Source organism: Sphingomonas sp. BL-S-29, from assembly GCF_055521495.1.
In genome coordinates this window covers 4,644,209-4,660,053 of sequence record NZ_CM145482.1, presented here as the reverse complement: position 1 = coordinate 4,660,053, position 15,845 = coordinate 4,644,209, and the positions used below count along the sequence as shown (strand labels likewise).

The following is a 15,845-nucleotide window of genomic DNA, read 5'->3' as shown; positions in this document are numbered from 1 at the left end:
TTTCTCCGAATCTCGGGAAATAGTCATGAAGAAGATCTGGGTTCCACTATTGCTGTTGTGCGCGACGCCGGCGGTCTCGCAGACCGATCCCCATCGCACCGTCGATCCGACCTTCCTCCACCGCTTCGTGCCGGATGTGAAGCCGGTGACGGTGCCGATCAGCAGCCCCACCGCGCATTATAAGGCGCTGTTCGGGGAGGGCGATGCCAACGCCAAGCTGCTCCGCGCGATGAGCCGCTTCGGCGAGCTCAGCGTCGATCCGAACGGCAGGAGCAGCCTCGTCCGCTATCCGCGCGAGGAGCATATGTTCGTGATCCTCGATGGCGAGGGCACCATCTCGTACGGCGGCAAGACCTTCCCGGTGAAGAAGGAGGATTTCCTCTATCTGCCGCCGACCGTCGCGTTCGGCCTGAACGGCGGGCCAAAGGGCGTGAAGGCCGCCTTCATGGGCTTCAGGATCCCCGAGGCGATGCCGCTGACCATCCCCGACACGCTGAAGATCGCGAACATCGCCGATGTGCCCCTGGTCAATGTCGGCGGCCATCCGCTCGACACGCTCTACCGGCTGATGATGGGCGACACCAAGAGCACGCGCGACAAGCTCTCGACCGGGCATGTCATGATCAGCCTGTTCGTCATGGAGTTCGCGCCCGGCGCCACCAACTTCCCGCACCATCACGAGACGCAGGAGGAGATCTACCTCATGCTCGACGGCAAGGGGCAGATGGTCGCGGGCAGCGGGATGGACGGGATCGAGGGCAAGTTCCCGGCGAAACCCGGCGACGCTTATTACTACCGGGCGAATACGACGGTCGGTTTCTACAACGACAAGGCGCCCAGCCCGAAACCGGCGCGCATCCTCGCCGTGCGCTCCAACATGCCCCCGCCCAAGTGATGGAGCCGAAATGATGAAACGACCTTCCATCGCACTGACTCTGGCCGGGCTCGCGCTCGGCCTTGGTGCGAGCGGCGCGCGCGCGCAGCTCGCGATCTCCGCCAATGACGGCAAGCAGCCCCGCCTCGGCCAGAAGCCGGGCGACGTGAAGCCCGACAATGTCACCGTCATCGACCTGAACAGCTATCCGCCCAGGGTGATCGGCAAGGTCGAGGTGCCGGTGAGCATGATCGGCCCGCCGACCATCGTCGGCGTCGCCCGCGATGCGAGCTTCGCGATCGTCACCAACGGCCAGAAGTTCGATCCGGCCGACAATTCGAAGTTTGTCCTCGACGACACCGTCTCGGTCATCGACCTGAAGGACCCGACCAATCCCAGGGTGATCCAGACGATCAAGGCCGGCGACGGCGCCTCGGGCGTGGCGATCAACCGCGCGGGCACGCTCGCGCTGGTCGCGGCGACGGGGGAGGGGACGATCTCGGTCTATTCGATCGCGAACAAGACGCTGACGCTCGTCGGCAAGCTTCAGCTCGACGCCAGGGCCGGGCCGGTCGACGTCGCGATCTCGCCCGACGGCAAGACCGCGCTCGTCACGCAGCGGCGCGGCAACGGCATCTGGCGCCTCGCGATCGACGGCACCAAGGTCACCGACACCGGCACGATGTATGCGACCGGCGGCAACCCCTACGCATCGGTGTTCAGCCGCGACGGGCGCTACGCCTATAACACCAACCTGCTCGGCACGCTCCCGCCCGAGGGCACGCCGCCGCAGCGCGGACCGCGGATCGGCACGGTCAGCGTGATCGACCTCAAGACCGACAAGGTCGTCAACCGGGTCGAGGTCGGCCCGACCCCCGAGCATGTCGCGATCTCGCCTGACGGGCGCTATCTCGAGGTGACGGTGGTCAACGGCTCCTCCGCCAACCCGACCTCGGCGCAGTTCAGCCCGTTCGGCCTGTTGCAGGTCTATCGCCTGAACGGCCCCATGCTGACGCTCGTCGCCCAGGCGCAGACCGGCCAATGGGGGCAGGGCGCGACCTGGAGCAAGGATAGCCGAACAATCCTATTGCAGGGCGCCGTCGCACGCGAGATCGAGGTGTATCGCTTCGACGGCACGTCGCTGAAGCGGGATATGGGAGCCACCCTGAAGTTCGATACCCGCCCCGGCGCGATCAGCACCGCGCAAAGCCGCTAAATCTTTCGTCAACACCCGTTTCTACCCAGGAGAGTGACATGATCCGACCTACCCTGCCCGTGATCGCCAGCGCGACGCTTGGCGCCATCCTGCTCGTCACGGGTGCGTTTGCGCAGACCGTGCCGCCGACCCGGGGCCCGGCCGACGGCGCGACGCCGGCCTGGTTCCTGCAAGGGTCCGCCCCCGATCCGGGCGGCCGCACCTCGGTCGACGCGAACGGCGTGGTGACGGTGCTGCCGCGGCCGGAGGGGGCGCCCTTCGCGGCGGGCGCGCGGCCCAACACGATCCAGGGCTGCCGGCACTCGACCGCCTGCCAGAACCGCAACGGCCCGCAGCGCGGCCAGCTGCAGCGTGTCCAGTGGGAACAGAAGCTCGGCTACAAGTTCAGCTATCCGATCCAGCTGCCGCCGGGCATTGGCGGCGTGCCGGCGGTCGCGCTCGATTCGAAGAACAATCTCTGGGTGTTCCAGCGCAAGCCCGCCGGCAGCCCGCAGCTGATGCGCTATTCGCCCGCCGGCAAGCTGACCATGACGGTCGGTGACGACGTGATCGGCCATGCCGACAAGGCGCATGGCATGGCGATCGATGCCGAGGACAATGTCTATGTCATCGATACCGCCAATGCGACGGTCAAGAAGGTCAGCCCGGACGGCAAGCTGCTCCAGACGATCGGGACCTCCGGCCATCCGGGCGACTGGGACGAAGGCAAGGGCCAGCGGCTGCTGTGGGAGCCGGTGATGATCGCCTTCGGCCCCAATGGCGACATGTACATCGCGCAGGGCCATGGCAACGAAAGCCCGAACGTGGTGGATTCGGACGATCCCACCAACAATATCGGCGCGGCCCGCGTCCTTCACCTCGACAAGGCCGGCAATTATATCGGCCAGTGGTTCGGCCACAACACCGGCCGCGGCAAGTTCCAGAACGCGCACGGGCTGGGCGTCGATCCCAGGACCGGCGATGTCTGGGTCGGCGACCGCGAGGATTACCGCATCATCATCTTCAATAGCAAAGGCGAGTATCTCCGCCAGATCGCGACCGAGAATCTGGTCTGCGCGATCCAGTTCGACCATAATGGCGAACCCTGGATGGCGAGCGGCCAGGACGGCCAGTTCCTCAAGCTCGATCGCAAGACCGGCAAGGTCGTCGGCGCCACCGGCAACGGCATGGGCATCGGCAAGGGCCAGTTCATCGAGGCGAGCTATTGGGTGTTCGACAAGCAGAACAACATGTGGGCGGGCGACACCAGCGTCGGCCGCGTGACCCGCATCGCGAAGTAAAGCGGCTGGGCCGGTCCGTCCGCGCGCGGCGCGGGCGGACCGGCAAGGCCGCCGGCCCGTGGAACACCCGGCCGGAAGGTGTTCCAAACAGCCTCCCGCGGTGTTCCACATTGCCCGGAAGGTGTTCCATCCTGGGTGTTCCACCGCACCCGACCATCGGGGATGGCGCATCCCGGTATCGGCATTTACCGCGCCAATATTGAATAAATGGCGGAATTCCACCGATTATTACCGCCAATTTTCGTTATTTCCGCGCCCGATTTCCCGTCCTCACGCCCGGCGCACGCCAGGGGAATGACATGTCCCCGTGGAACACGGTGTTCCGGCTTTGGCATAACGTGTATTCCCGCATTGTTCCTTATAGTTGACGGGTCGCCGGGGAGCGGGGAAAAACAATATGCTGATCCAGGAATTGCCGATCGCTCATATGCGGGTCGGCCTGCGTACCGAATTCGGTCTGATCGAAAAGGCGCGCCACATTCACAACCAGCGCCGTCTGCGCGACGAAGTGCTCGGCAACGAGCTGTTCGGCGATCCGGGCTGGGACCTGATGCTCGATCTCTACATCGCCCAGGCCAGCGGCAAGCGCGTCTCGGTGACGAGCGCCGCGATCGGCTCGGGCAAGCCGATGTCGACCGGCCTGCGCTGGGTCAAGCTGCTGATCGAGCGCTCGCTGGTCGTCCGGGAGGCCGATCCTTATGACGGCCGACGCTCCTATCTCCGCCTGACCACCACCGCCTATGAGGCGATGGAGGATTTCCTCGCCCGCTGCTGAGCGCGCACTAACAAAGTCGGGTCGCACCAAGGGCCTGCCTCCAGCCTCCTGATGTTGCGGAGGTCGGAGGCAGGCCCTAACGATTTTCCGTCCTTGCGGGAGATCATGATGCTGAACGGTGCGGTGCTGGTAACGGGTGGAGCAGGCTATATCGGGAGCCACGCGGTCCTCGCCCTGCTCGACGCCGGACACCGCGTGGTGGTCGTCGACAATCTCGTCACCGGTTTCGACTGGGCGGTCGATCCCCGCGCCACCCTGGTCCGGGCCGGTATCGAGGAGGACGGCCCGGTCCGCGCGGCGATGCGCGCGCATGACGTGCGCGCCGTGATGCATTTCGCCGGCTCGGTCGTGGTGCCCGAATCGGTCAGCGATCCGCTCAAATATTATCGCAACAACACCGCGGCCAGCCGCGCGCTGCTCGAAAGCGCGGTGGTGTGCGGCGTGCGCCACTTCATCTTCTCCTCGACCGCAGCGACCTATGGCACACCCGAAAAAGTGCCGATCGCCGAGGGCGATCCGCAATCGCCGATCAATCCCTATGGCATGTCGAAGCTGATGACCGAGGCGATGTTGCGCGACGTCGCCGCCGCGCACCCGATCAATTTCGCGGCGCTGCGCTATTTCAACGTCGCCGGCGCGGACCCGAAGGGCCGCAGCGGCCAGTCGACCGCGGGCGCCACCCATCTCATCAAGGTCGCGGTCGAGGCGGCGACCGGCAAGCGCGACGGGGTCTCGGTGTTCGGCACCGATTTCGCCACGCCCGATGGGACTGGCGTGCGCGATTATATCCATGTCAGCGATCTTGCGGCGGCGCATGTCGCCGCGCTCGACCTGCTTATCGCCGAGCCGGGGCGCAATCATTTCCTCAACGCCGGCTATGGCCGCGGCTTCTCGGTGCAGCAGGTGCTCGATGCGGTCGACCGCGTCACCAACATGAAGATCGAGCGCCGCCTCGAAGGCCGCCGCCCCGGCGACCCGGCGGAACTGGTCGCCGACAACCGCGCGATCCTCGCCACGCTCGACTGGAAGCCGGCGCTCGACGATCTCGACACGATCGTGAAGGATGCGCTCGCCTGGGAGCGCTTGCTGGAACAGCGCGGCCAGCAATAGCGCCGCCGCCGCGCGTCAGGACGGTCCGCCCGGTTCGACCCACCGCGTGATGCCGATCGCCTCGAGAAAGGCGTCGTCATGGCTCACCACCAGCAGCGCGCCGTCATAAGCGCGTAATCCGGCCTCCACCGCCTCGATCGACTCCAGGTCGAGATGGTTGGTCGGTTCGTCCAGGATCAGCAGGGAAGGGGGCTTCGGACCGCCCAGCACACAGGCGAGCCCGGCGCGCAGCATCTGTCCGCCGCTGAGCGTCGAGACGATCTGCAACGCCGCCTCCGCCCGGAACATGAACCGGGCAAGCGCCGCCCGGCACGCATTCTCGTCGGTCGATCGGTTGATCCGCGCATAATTGTCGCGGATCGACCTGTCCGGATCGAGCAGGCTCACCCGCTGGTCGAGCATCGCCAGATCGACCGGCACCCGCACCGTCCCGCGCCACGGCTGCAGCGTGCCGGTGATCAGCGCGAGCAGGGTCGTCTTGCCCGATCCGTTCGGCCCGGTCAGCGCGACCCACTCCGGCCCGCTGATCGTCAGCGACTGGTCGCGCAGTACCGGGTTGCCCGGCGCATATCCCGCCGTCACGCGATCGATTTCCAGCACGATCCGGTTCGCCGGCAGCCCGGTCGGGGCGAGCGTGACCAAAAAGGGCTGCAGCACCTCCACCCGCTCGCGCGCCGCCGTCGCGGCCTCGGCGGCCTGGGTCCTTTGCCGCGCCGCCAGCCGCCGGTTCTCGCCGCCGCTATCCTCGGCCCGGTCCTTGCGCGCGCCGATCAGGATGCGCGGCATGTCGCCCTTCGCGCCCTTGCGTTTGCCCGCACCGTCCTTGCGTGCCTTGCGCTCGGCCGTCTCCTGCGCGCCCCGCGCCACTTCGGTCACGTGGCGCTCGGCCTCGGCCAGGTCGCGTTCCGCCGCCGCCAGCTCGATCGCCTTGCGTTCGCGATAGCGGCTCCAGTTGCCGCCATAGCGCGTCGCGCCCAGGCCGGTCATCTCGACGATCGCGTCCATCGTTTCGAGCAGCGCGCGGTCATGGCTGACGACGATCGCCCCCGCCCGCCACCCGGCGAGCAGGCCGATCACCGCGTCGCGCCCCTCCCGGTCGAGATTGTTGGTCGGCTCGTCGAGCAGCAGGAAATCGGGTTCCGAGAAGATCGCGCCGGCCAGACTCGCGCGCGTGCGCTGCCCGCCGGACAGCGCGGTCAGCGCCGTATCCGGCCCGGTATCGAGTCCGACCCGGCCGAGTGCCGCGGCGATGCGATCCTCCAGCGTCCAGTCGGCCTCGCCCAGCTCGTCGATGCGGGCGATTCCCTGTTCAGCACGGCGTAGCAGCGCGAGCGCTTCGGTCGCACCGAACAGGTCCGCGACCGTCTCGCCGGAGAGCTGCACGGTCTGGCGCAGCACACCGATCGTGCCGCTGACCGAGATGCGGCCCGACTGGACCGGTATTTGCCCGGCGATCAGCCTGAGCAGCGTGGACTTGCCCACGCCGTTGCGCCCGACCAGCCCGGCGCGCTCGGCACCGAAGCTCAGGTCGAGATCGGTCAGGACCGGACGATTGTCAGGCGTCGACCAGGAAAGATGGGAAATGGATATGGCAGGCATGATGAAGGTCCCCGAGGGCAAGGCGAACTGGCGTTGCGGTCGGGGACAAGGTCGTGGCGCACATCCGGTCGGAGGGCCGGTGTCAGCGGCCTGATAGGCTTGAGGTAAAGGCGGTGGCGGCGCGTTGCAAGAAGCCCCCTTGTATCGGTCGCCCTATCGGAACTCCGGGAAAAGCCGCTCGATGTCGGCCTTTAAGTCACTCGGGCCAGGGAGCAGGCCGAAATGATCCAGCAGCCCTTTCAACAGCCGCGCCCGGTGCGGGCCGATGCCGGGCATCGTCTCCAGGCCGGGAAAGTCGGGATCGGCCAGCCTGTCCGCTAGGTCGCCGAGCGTTCGGTATCCCGATGCGGTCAGCCTTTGCCGCAAGCCGGGAGGCAGGACGGATTGGCTGACCGGCAGGTCGCGGTCGGTCGACTCCGGGCTGGTCGAACGCAGCCGGGTGCGCGCGCCCTTTTCGCGCTTCAGCGCCCGGCGAATATGGCCGAGCTGGCCGGCGCTGAGTCCGAGCCGGCGACGGATCTCGCGATAAGGCGTACCGGCGGCGCGCAGGCCGCGCGCCTCTTCCAGATTCTGTATGGCCTGTTCGGGCTGGCTCAGCATCGGTGATCGGTCCTGTTCCGTTCCGACGCGGTAGCGGATTTCCCTACCATGCGACAGCATCCGGCAGGAAGGGCGGAAGCGGCACGCTATCCGCCGCGGGCCCCGGTAGGATTGGCGACACCCTCCGCATAGCTCCCATGCCCGTCGATCGCCAGGCGACCCGCGAATTTCAGCACTTCGCTCCCTCGGGTATGGTCACTCTTCCGCCAGCGACCCCGTCGGGCGGATGACGCACCAATCCGGCCGCCGCTCTGCGAAAACCTCGACGAACGGCTCGGGGAAATCCCGGTCGGCAAAGCCGCCCGCCGGCACGGAGACCATGCCCGGCCGCACCTCGATCTCGTAGAATACCGATGTCCCGCACCCGCGGCAGAAATGGAAATCCGCCCAGCGGCCCTCGTCGCCGGTCCGGCGATAGGTGCCATGCTCTCCATGCGTCGAGACCTGGGCTGCGTCATAGGTCGCGGTATACGCGAACGCGCTGCCGCTCCGCCGCTTGCAGTCAAGGCAATGGCAGATGGAAACGCGCACCGGCTCCCCGCGGCAGGTCGCGCTCAGGGCACCGCACATGCACTGGGCGATCCTCTCGTCGGTCATGCTCTGCTCCTATGGTCAGCCGGCCGGGCCGACGATCACCTTGCCGCGCAGATCGGGCGCGGCGAAGGTCGATTCACCGTCTCCGCCATCATCGTTCCCGATCATCGCGAACAACGCCATATAGGTTAGCTCAGGCTGGCCACACCAGCGCTGGCGCCCACCTGCGCCGCGAACCACGGCTCGATCCGCCGCAGCGCCTCCTCGACCCGGTCGGTCGACACCGCGAAGCTGAACCGCATGAACCGCCGCCCCTCCACCGGATCGAAATCGATCCCCGGCGCCGTCGCCACCCCGGTCTCGGCCAGCAGGCGCACGCAGAAGTCCATGCTGTCATCGGTCAGGTGGCCGATATCGGCCCAGATATAAAAGGCCCCGTCCGGCGGCGCGATCCGCTTCAGCCCGAGCGCGGGCAGGGCGGCGAGCAACAGGTCGCGGTTGCGCGCATAGCTCTCGACATGGCCCTCCAGCTCGTCGCGGCAATCGAACGCGACCAGGCCGGCATGCTGCGCCAGCGACGGCGGCGTCAGGAACAGATTGCCCATCCGCGCCCGCGCCGCATCGATCAGCGCCGGCGGCACCACCAGCCAGCCGAGCCGCCAACCGGCCATGCTGAAATATTTGGAGAAGCTGTTGACGATCAGCGCGTCGGAATCCTCCTGCAACACCGACCGCGCCGGGCCGACATAGCTCAGCCCGTGATAGATCTCGTCCGAGACGATGCGGATGCCCCGCCTGCGGCACACCGCGACGATCGCCGCCAGTTCGTCCGCCGCGATGATCGTCCCGGTCGGGTTGGCCGGGCTGGCGAGGATCAGCCCCTGCGGCGCCGGGTCGAGTCGCTCGATCGCGGCGGCTGTGATCTGGAACCGCTCCGCCTCGCCGCAGCCGATCTCGACCGGCTCCAGGTGAAGTGCCTTCACCGTGTTGCGATAGGCGACATAACCCGGCCGCGCGAAGGCCACTCGGTCGCCCGGCGCGAACAGGCAGGACAGCGCCAGCACGAAAGCGGGCGAGGCCCCGCAGGTCAGCACCACCTGTTCGGGGTCGATCGCCACGCCATAGGCCTCGTCATAATGACGCGCGATCCGCGCCTTGAGCGGCATGCTCTCCCAATAGCCCATGCCGTCGGTCGCGAGCACATGCTGCGCCGTCGCGATCGCCGCGGCCGGCGCGCCGGTCGAGGGCTGGCCGAACTCCATATGGATCACCGACCGGCCCTCGGCCGACAGGCGGTGCGCCAGGCGGCTGACGGCGATGGCGTGGAAGGGATCGATCTCGGCTGACATGCTGCCCGCTTAGCGCCTGGGCGGGCGGGCACAATCTACAATTCCCCTCCCGCTTGCGAGCTGGCGGTCCGGCGAGGCCGGGATTGCCCCCGGCAATCCCTCAATCATGCTGGGGGCATGATTGACCTCGTCAGACCGCCCGCTGGGTTAGGGGAGGGCGTGTCCGCAAACGGTGCATTCCTTCTTACAGGCCCTCCCGCAAGCGGGAGGGGAGAAGGGCGAAATGCGCGATCGTCCCGAACCTCGCCATGCGGGCATCCGGTCAGCAATCATTCACCCGAAAAGGCGCATCGGCGCTGGCGCTGTGGTGAAAAGGATGTGGTTGAATGTCCCGGTCGATTCGGCGAACTGCCTGTGCCCTGGTCGCTCTGGTGACGGCGATCTCCCCGATCTCGGCCTCGATGGCCTCCGCCCAGGATTATCCGCCGCCACCGCCCCAGACGAGCTATCGCGACCCGCCGCCACAGCAGCAAGGTTATCGGGATCCGCCGCCGCCGCCCGAACAGGGCTATGACGAGCAGGATGACGCGCCGCCGCCCGGCTATGACGGGTCCGAACCGCCCCCGCCGCCGCCCGGCTATGTGGCGGATCAGGCCGACGCGGCGCAGTACGACCAGGACCGCCGCTACGAGGCCTATGCCGAGGACTGGTCGGCGAGGAACTGCATCCAGGCCCGCAGCAACTCCACTGCCGGCGCAGTGATCGGCGGCGTGTTCGGCGCGCTGCTCGGGTCGAGCATCGCCGGCCGGCACGATCGCGGCGCGGGCGCCATCATCGGCGGCGTCGCGGGTGCCGCCGGCGGTGCCGCGCTCGGCGACCAGAGCCGCTACGACACCAGCCCCGGCTGCCCGCCCGGCTTCGTCGTGCGCAACGACGCGCCGGCCTTTTATTATGACGGCCCTTATACTTACGCCGCGCCGGGCTGGTACCGGCCCTGGGTCTATTATGAAGGCCGCTGGAGCTATCGGCCCTATCCCTATCACGCCTGGTATTACCGCCACTACGGCTATGCCCGGCCCTATCAGTATCGCGGCTATGGCCGGGGCTATTATCGCCATCGCCGCTGGTGACGGCCGGGGCCGTCCCCTCTAAAGGCGTGCCCAACGCCAATGAATAGGAACGCCCATGTCCCGGATCACCCTGCAACAGGCCAACAGGATCATCGAGGCGGCGTTGGCCCGGGGTGCCGAACTCGGCCTCAAGCCGCTGAGCGTGTCGGTGCTCGATGCGGGCGGCCACATGATCGCCTTTCAGCGCCAGGACCGCGCGTCGAGCCTGCGCGAAAGGATCGCCTCGGGCAAGGCGGCCGGCGCGCTCGCCCTCGGCGTCTCGAGCCGCAAGATCGGCGAGATGGCAGCGGACCGGCCGAGCTTCGTCGCGTCGCTCGGCGCGCTGGCGACGCACGGCATCATTCCCGCGGCGGGCGGGGTGATCGTGGTGGACGGGGAAGGCCTGCCGATCGGCGCGGTCGGGATCACGGGCGACAGTTCGGACAATGACGAGGCCTGCGCCCTGGCCGGCATCGCCGCCGCGGGGCTGACCGCGCAATCATAATCAGTCTGCTTCCCCGGCGAAGGCCGGGGTCCAGTTGGGGAGGATTAGTAGTGACCCGTCTCGCTGGCCAAAGGCTGTTTTTCGCGCTGATTCCCGCAATCTTGTCCGCCCTTCTCATCGCCACCCCGGCGACAGCGCAGGTCCATGGCCGCATCTATCCCGCCCCCAAGGCGCCGCTGAGCACCGCCGGCCTGCCTGCCACCGCGACGATCGATACGGTGCAAACCGCCGATGGCCTGTCGCTCAAGGGCATCGAGATCGCCCCGCGTGACGGCAAGCCGACCCTGCTCGCTTTCCACGGCAACGGCTCGAGCGCGATGCGGTCGGTGGAATGGTATGCCCCGCTGATCGCCGAAGGCTATGGCATCGTCGCCGCGGAGTACCGCGAATATAGCGGCAACCCGGGCAAGGCGAGCGAAGCCGGCCTCGCCGCCGACGCCGATGCCTTTTACGCCCGCGCCCGTAGCCTGGCGGGCAGCGGCAAGCTGATCATTGTCGGCCACAGCCTGGGCGGCGGTGTCGCCTTCGGGCTCGCCACGCGCCAGCATGTCGATGCGCTGGTCACCATCGGCGCCTTCACCCGCCTGCGCGACATGGTGTCGAAACTCCTCCGCGCCGCCGTGCCCAAAGAGTATGACAATGTGGCCGCGATCCCGAAGCTCGACGAGCCGCTCTACCTCATCCAGGGCACCGCCGACGACACCGTGCCGTGGCAGATGGGGGAACAACTCGCCAAGGCGGCCGGCGCGGCGCACAAGCCCGGCGCTGCCTTCGTCATCAAGGATGCGGGCCATGCGCCCGATGGCGCTGTTGTGGCGATGATCCTCCGGGCGATCGTGGCGAAGCTCGACGGGGATGGCGCGACGGTGAAGGTGACGTTGCCGGAAACCGTGCATCTGTACCCGTTCGGCCAGTAGGGGGACTCCCCCTATCTTCTTCCCCGGCGGAGGCCGGGGCCCAGTCGGGAAGGCTGATGTAACTATGCGCAGCGCCAGCCATGTGCGTCCCCCAACTGGGCCCCGGCCTTCGCCGGGGAAGGGAAGAGGGTGAGGGCGCCTAGCGCCCCGATTCAATCTCTCGCACCGCCCGCTATCGTCTCACGCCCGGCGCTCCACGCCGAAGCCCGAGAGAGACGCAACCTGTGGCAGTAGAGATTCCAGACCCCAACTATCCCCAAGAAGAGCGCGAACAACTCCCGATACCCCTCGCGGAATTCGGCAACTATTCGTCAAATGCGGCTCGCGCGATTTTTCGCGACGCGTTTCTTGCGCTTCCAACACCGCGTCAGCCGCCCCAACTAAACCCGCTGCAAGCGCATAATAGCGCCGCGATTCCGCCCCTTCGCAGGTGGGTCGCAAAATTCGACGAATACTGGGCGGTTTCCGTGCGACTCCAACACCATTACTTGTGGTCGCAGCCCCCTGCCTCAGGGCCCCTTCACCACCACGCCGCCCTTGATCACCAGCCGCACGTCGCGCACTGCCGCCACGTCCCGGGTCGGGTCGCCACCCACCGCGATCAGATCGGCGAGCAGCCCCCGCTTCACCGCACCGACCCTGCCGTCGAGATGGAAGGCCCGCGCATTGCCCGACGTCGCGGCGATCAGCACCTGCGCCGCCGGCATGCCGCCCGCGGCCATCAATTCCATCTCGCGCGCATTCTCGCCATGTGCGAACACGCCGACATCGCCGCCCATGCACATCGGCACACCAGCCGAGCGAGCCAGCGCGAAGGACTTCCGGCTCTCGCTCACGCTGGCCGGCGCGGGATCGGCGCCGTTCCAGCCGCGATAGCGCGCCACCGCATCCGCGGCAGCGAGCGTCGGGCACAGCGCGATCCCCTTCGCCGCCATCGCCTTGAAGATCTCGGCCGTGCCGCCATAACCATGCTCGATCGTATCGACCCCCGCCGCGATCGCCCGGCGCATGCCCTCGGCGGTCGAGGCATGGACCGCGACGGTGCGCCCCGCGTCATGCGCCGCCTCGGTCGCCGCGGTGATCTCGGCCAGCGACAGGGTCGCCCGGCTCTGCTCGCCCGGTCCCCAGCGGTAATCGGCGTACAGCTTCACCACATCGGCGCCCGCCGCGATCTGGCTGCGCACCGCGCGGACCATGCCGTCGACGCCGCTCACTTCCTCGGCGCCCTGCGGGATGACGACGCCCGGCTCGAACCCCTTGGGGCCGTACGCCCCGAGCGCGACGATCGCGCGCGTCGCCACGCTCAGGCGCGGCCCCGGTACCACGCCCTGCTCGATCGCCTGACGCAGCCCGACATCGGCATAGCCCGCCCCCTCGGTGCCGAGATCGCGCTCGCTGGTGAAGCCCGCCATCAGCGTCGCGCGTGCCTGCGCCACGGCGCGCGCAGTGCGCAGCGCCAGCGGCTCGTGCAGCACCTGATCGTCCCAGCTCGTCTCGTTATAGGGATGCAGGAACAGATGGCCGTGCCCCTCGATCATGCCCGGCATCAGGGTCTGGCCCGGCAGGTCGATCGTGCGCGCGCTGGCGGGCGCGGTCAGATTCGGCCCGACCGCGACGATCTTGCCGCCCTCGATCAGCACGTCCCAGCCCGCATGCGGCTTCGGATCGACGCCGTCGAACACCTGCGCGGGGCGGAGCAGGATGGATGGCTCGGCCGCTGCTACCGGCCCGGCGATCGACAAGGTCAGCGCCAGCAACCACTTCATCGCCCGTTCTCCTTGCCGCGCCACGATGCGCCGGATAGCCCTTGTCGCATGGATAGACTCAGCCGCCGCCTTCGCAACCCGCTCCTCGCGCTTGTCCTGCTCGTCCCCGGCATCGCCCATGCGGCGCCGGACGAGAAGGCCGGCTGGAAGGCCCAGGCCGCCCGCGTCACCATCACGCGCGACGATTGGGGCATCGCCCATGTCGTCGGCAAGAGCGACGCCGATGCCGTGTTCGGCGCGATCTATGCGCAGGCGGAGGACGATTTCAGCCGGGTCGAGGCCAATTACCTCACCGCGCTCGGCCGCACCGCCGAGGCACAGGGTGAGAAGGCGATCTGGGCCGATCTGCGCCAGCGCCTCTATGTCGATCCGGTCGACCTCCAGAAGCAGTACAAGGCAAGTCCGGCCTGGCTGCGCACCCTGATGCGGGCCTGGGCCGATGGCTTGAACTATTATCTCGCCACGCACCCTGACACCCACCCCAAGGTGCTGACGCGCTTCGAGCCGTGGATGGCGCTCTCCTTCACCGAAGGCAGCATCGGCGGCGATATCGAGCGTATCTCGCTGTCGGAACTGGAGAGCCTCTACGGCACGCGCCAGGTCGCGATGACCGACGAGGAGCTGGGCCGCATCCCCCGCGAGCCGCGCGGTTCCAACGGCATCGCCATCGCGCCGAAGAACACCGCCGACGGCCATGCCCTGCTGCTGATCAACCCGCACACCAGCTTCTATTTCCGTTCCGAACTGCAGATGACCAGCGGGGAGGGGCTCAACGCCTATGGCGCCTCCACCTGGGGGCAGTTCTTCATCTATCAGGGCTTCAACGCGAACGCCGGGTGGATGCACACCTCCTCGGGCGTCGACAATGTCGACGAGTTCGCCGAGACCTTCGTGTTCCAGTCGGGCAAGCTCTCCTATCGCTATGGCGACAAGCTGCGTCCGGTCGAGCGCAGCCGCATCTCGATTTCCTATCGCCAGCCCGACGGCACGATGGGCACCCGCGCCTTCACCGTGCAGCGCACGCATCATGGCCCGATCGTCGCCAAGCGCGACGGAAAATGGATCGCCATGTCGCTGATGTGGAAACCGATCCCCGCGCTCGAACAAAGCTGGCTGCGCACCAAGACGACCGATCTCGCTTCCTACATGGCGGTGGCGGAGCGCCAGGCGAACAGCTCGAACGACACGCTGTTCGCGGACAGCAAGGGCGCGATCGCCTATCTTCACCCGCAATTCGTGCCGATCCGCAACGACAGCTTCGATTATACCCGCGCGGTCGACGGGTCTGATCCCGCGACGGACTGGAAGGGGCTGCATGCCATCGCGACCCTGCCCAATGCGATCAACCCCCCGGTCGGCTGGGCGAAGAACTCGAACGACTGGCCCTGGCAGTCGGCCGGCCCCGACAGCCCGAAGGCGGCCGACTATCCCAGATATATGGATCAGGCCGGGCCGAATGCGCGCGGCACCCATTCCGATCTGCTGCTGACCGGCAAGACCGGCTTCACGCCCGAAGGGCTGCGCGCCGCAGCCTATGACTCCTATCTCCCCGCCTTCGCCAAGCTGATCCCGCAACTGGTGTCCGCCTGGCAGGCGCTTCCCGCAGGCGACGCCCGCCGCGCCAAACTCGCCGCGCCGATCGCCGCGCTCATGGGCTGGGACTATCGCTGGAGCGCCGCGTCCGAACCGACCTCGCTCGCCATCTTCTGGGGCGATACGCTGTGGAAGGATGTCGGCGGCTTCGCCCGTGCCGAGCGCATGAACGTGCCCGACTATATCGGCGCGAAAGTGACGCCCGGGGCGAAGCTCGACGCGCTCGTCCAGGCGGTCGACCGCCTGACCCGCGACTTTGGCGACTGGCGCGTGGCCTGGGGCCGGATCAACCGCTTCCAGCGCCTCGACGATTCGATCGACGCCCGGTTCGACGATTCAAAGCCGAGCATCGCCGTGCCATTCGTCTCCGGCCAATGGGGGTCGCTGGCGAGCTATGGGGCGAAGGCGTATCCGAACACGAAGAATTATTACGGCACCAGCGGCAACAGCTTCGTCGCGGTGGTGGAATTCGGCCCGCGCCTCAAGGCCTGGGCGGTCACCGCGGGCGGCGAAAGCGGCAACCCCGCGTCACCCCATTTCAACGACCAGGCCCAACGCTACGCCGACGGCAATCTCCGACCGGTCTATTTCTACCCGCAGGACCTCACCGGCCATGTGGAGCGGAAATACCAGCCGGGGGAGTAAGGCGCGGTGTCAGCAATTATGTTCCTTCCCCGG

15 protein-coding genes are annotated in these 15,845 nt (G+C 67.5%); 9 read left to right on the top strand and 6 right to left on the bottom strand.

Going from position 1 to position 15,845, the window contains the following annotated elements; translation table 11 throughout:
- Nucleotides 1-25: 25 nt before the first annotated feature.
- From ACZ1I2_RS22235 to galE, 5 genes are all read left to right on the top strand, one after another.
- Nucleotides 26-895: a cupin domain-containing protein gene (locus tag ACZ1I2_RS22235; RefSeq protein ID WP_465175812.1), complete on the top strand. Its 870-nt coding sequence runs from the start codon at nt 26-28 to the stop codon at nt 893-895.
- A gap of 13 nt (nt 896-908) precedes the next feature.
- Nucleotides 909-2,090 carry a YncE family protein gene (locus ACZ1I2_RS22230; protein ID WP_465175813.1) on the top strand — a complete coding sequence of 394 codons (1,182 nt, stop codon included), beginning with the start codon at nt 909-911 and terminating at the stop codon, nt 2,088-2,090.
- 38 nt (nt 2,091-2,128) lie between these two features.
- Complete coding sequence (locus ACZ1I2_RS22225) at nt 2,129-3,370, top strand: NHL repeat-containing protein (RefSeq protein WP_465175814.1); 1,242 nt, start codon at nt 2,129-2,131, stop codon at nt 3,368-3,370.
- A 397-nt stretch (nt 3,371-3,767) separates the two neighbouring features.
- Nucleotides 3,768-4,145, top strand: a complete 378-nt coding sequence (locus ACZ1I2_RS22220) for a hypothetical protein (protein WP_465172015.1) — start codon at nt 3,768-3,770, stop codon at nt 4,143-4,145.
- A gap of 108 nt (nt 4,146-4,253) precedes the next feature.
- A complete protein-coding gene (galE, locus tag ACZ1I2_RS22215) occupies nt 4,254-5,255 on the top strand; it encodes a UDP-glucose 4-epimerase GalE (RefSeq protein WP_465175815.1) in 1,002 nt (333 codons plus the stop codon).
- 15 nt (nt 5,256-5,270) lie between these two features.
- On the opposite strand, the gene ACZ1I2_RS22210 is transcribed toward galE, so the two are convergent.
- The 5 genes from ACZ1I2_RS22210 to ACZ1I2_RS22190 form a co-directional block, all read right to left on the bottom strand.
- Nucleotides 5,271-6,854 carry an ABC-F family ATP-binding cassette domain-containing protein gene (locus ACZ1I2_RS22210; protein ID WP_465175816.1) on the bottom strand — a complete coding sequence of 528 codons (1,584 nt, stop codon included), beginning with the start codon at nt 6,852-6,854 and terminating at the stop codon, nt 5,271-5,273.
- Nucleotides 6,855-7,007: 153 nt separating this feature from the next.
- The gene (locus tag ACZ1I2_RS22205) at nt 7,008-7,454 is read right to left on the bottom strand and encodes a hypothetical protein (protein ID WP_465175817.1); all 447 of its coding nucleotides are present in this window, start codon (nt 7,452-7,454) and stop codon (nt 7,008-7,010) included.
- Nucleotides 7,455-7,649: 195 nt separating this feature from the next.
- A complete protein-coding gene (locus ACZ1I2_RS22200; RefSeq protein ID WP_465175818.1) occupies nt 7,650-8,051 on the bottom strand; it encodes a GFA family protein in 402 nt (133 codons plus the stop codon).
- 15 nt (nt 8,052-8,066) lie between these two features.
- Nucleotides 8,067-8,156, bottom strand: coding sequence for a hypothetical protein (locus ACZ1I2_RS22195; RefSeq protein ID WP_465181533.1), 90 nt, complete (start codon nt 8,154-8,156; stop codon nt 8,067-8,069).
- Nucleotides 8,157-8,176: 20 nt separating this feature from the next.
- Complete coding sequence (locus tag ACZ1I2_RS22190; RefSeq protein WP_465175820.1) at nt 8,177-9,337, bottom strand: aminotransferase class I/II-fold pyridoxal phosphate-dependent enzyme; 1,161 nt, start codon at nt 9,335-9,337, stop codon at nt 8,177-8,179.
- A 326-nt stretch (nt 9,338-9,663) separates the two neighbouring features.
- Between ACZ1I2_RS22190 and ACZ1I2_RS22185 the strand changes: the two genes are divergently transcribed.
- From ACZ1I2_RS22185 to ACZ1I2_RS22175, 3 genes are all read left to right on the top strand, one after another.
- Complete coding sequence (locus tag ACZ1I2_RS22185; RefSeq protein WP_465172022.1) at nt 9,664-10,407, top strand: glycine zipper domain-containing protein; 744 nt, start codon at nt 9,664-9,666, stop codon at nt 10,405-10,407.
- A gap of 55 nt (nt 10,408-10,462) precedes the next feature.
- Nucleotides 10,463-10,891: a GlcG/HbpS family heme-binding protein gene (locus ACZ1I2_RS22180; protein WP_465175821.1), complete on the top strand. Its 429-nt coding sequence runs from the start codon at nt 10,463-10,465 to the stop codon at nt 10,889-10,891.
- A gap of 101 nt (nt 10,892-10,992) precedes the next feature.
- A complete protein-coding gene (locus tag ACZ1I2_RS22175; protein WP_465172024.1) occupies nt 10,993-11,808 on the top strand; it encodes an alpha/beta hydrolase family protein in 816 nt (271 codons plus the stop codon).
- Nucleotides 11,809-12,317: 509 nt separating this feature from the next.
- Here the strand turns inward: ACZ1I2_RS22175 and ACZ1I2_RS22170 are convergent.
- Entirely contained in the window at nt 12,318-13,574 is a 1,257-nt protein-coding gene (locus ACZ1I2_RS22170) for a metal-dependent hydrolase family protein (protein WP_465175822.1), read from the bottom strand.
- Between the two features lie 48 nt (nt 13,575-13,622).
- On the opposite strand from ACZ1I2_RS22170, the gene ACZ1I2_RS22165 reads away from it, so the two are divergent.
- On the top strand, nt 13,623-15,812 hold the full coding sequence (locus ACZ1I2_RS22165; protein WP_465175823.1) for a penicillin acylase family protein: 2,190 nt from the start codon (nt 13,623-13,625) through the stop codon (nt 15,810-15,812).
- Nucleotides 15,813-15,845 lie beyond the last annotated feature (33 nt).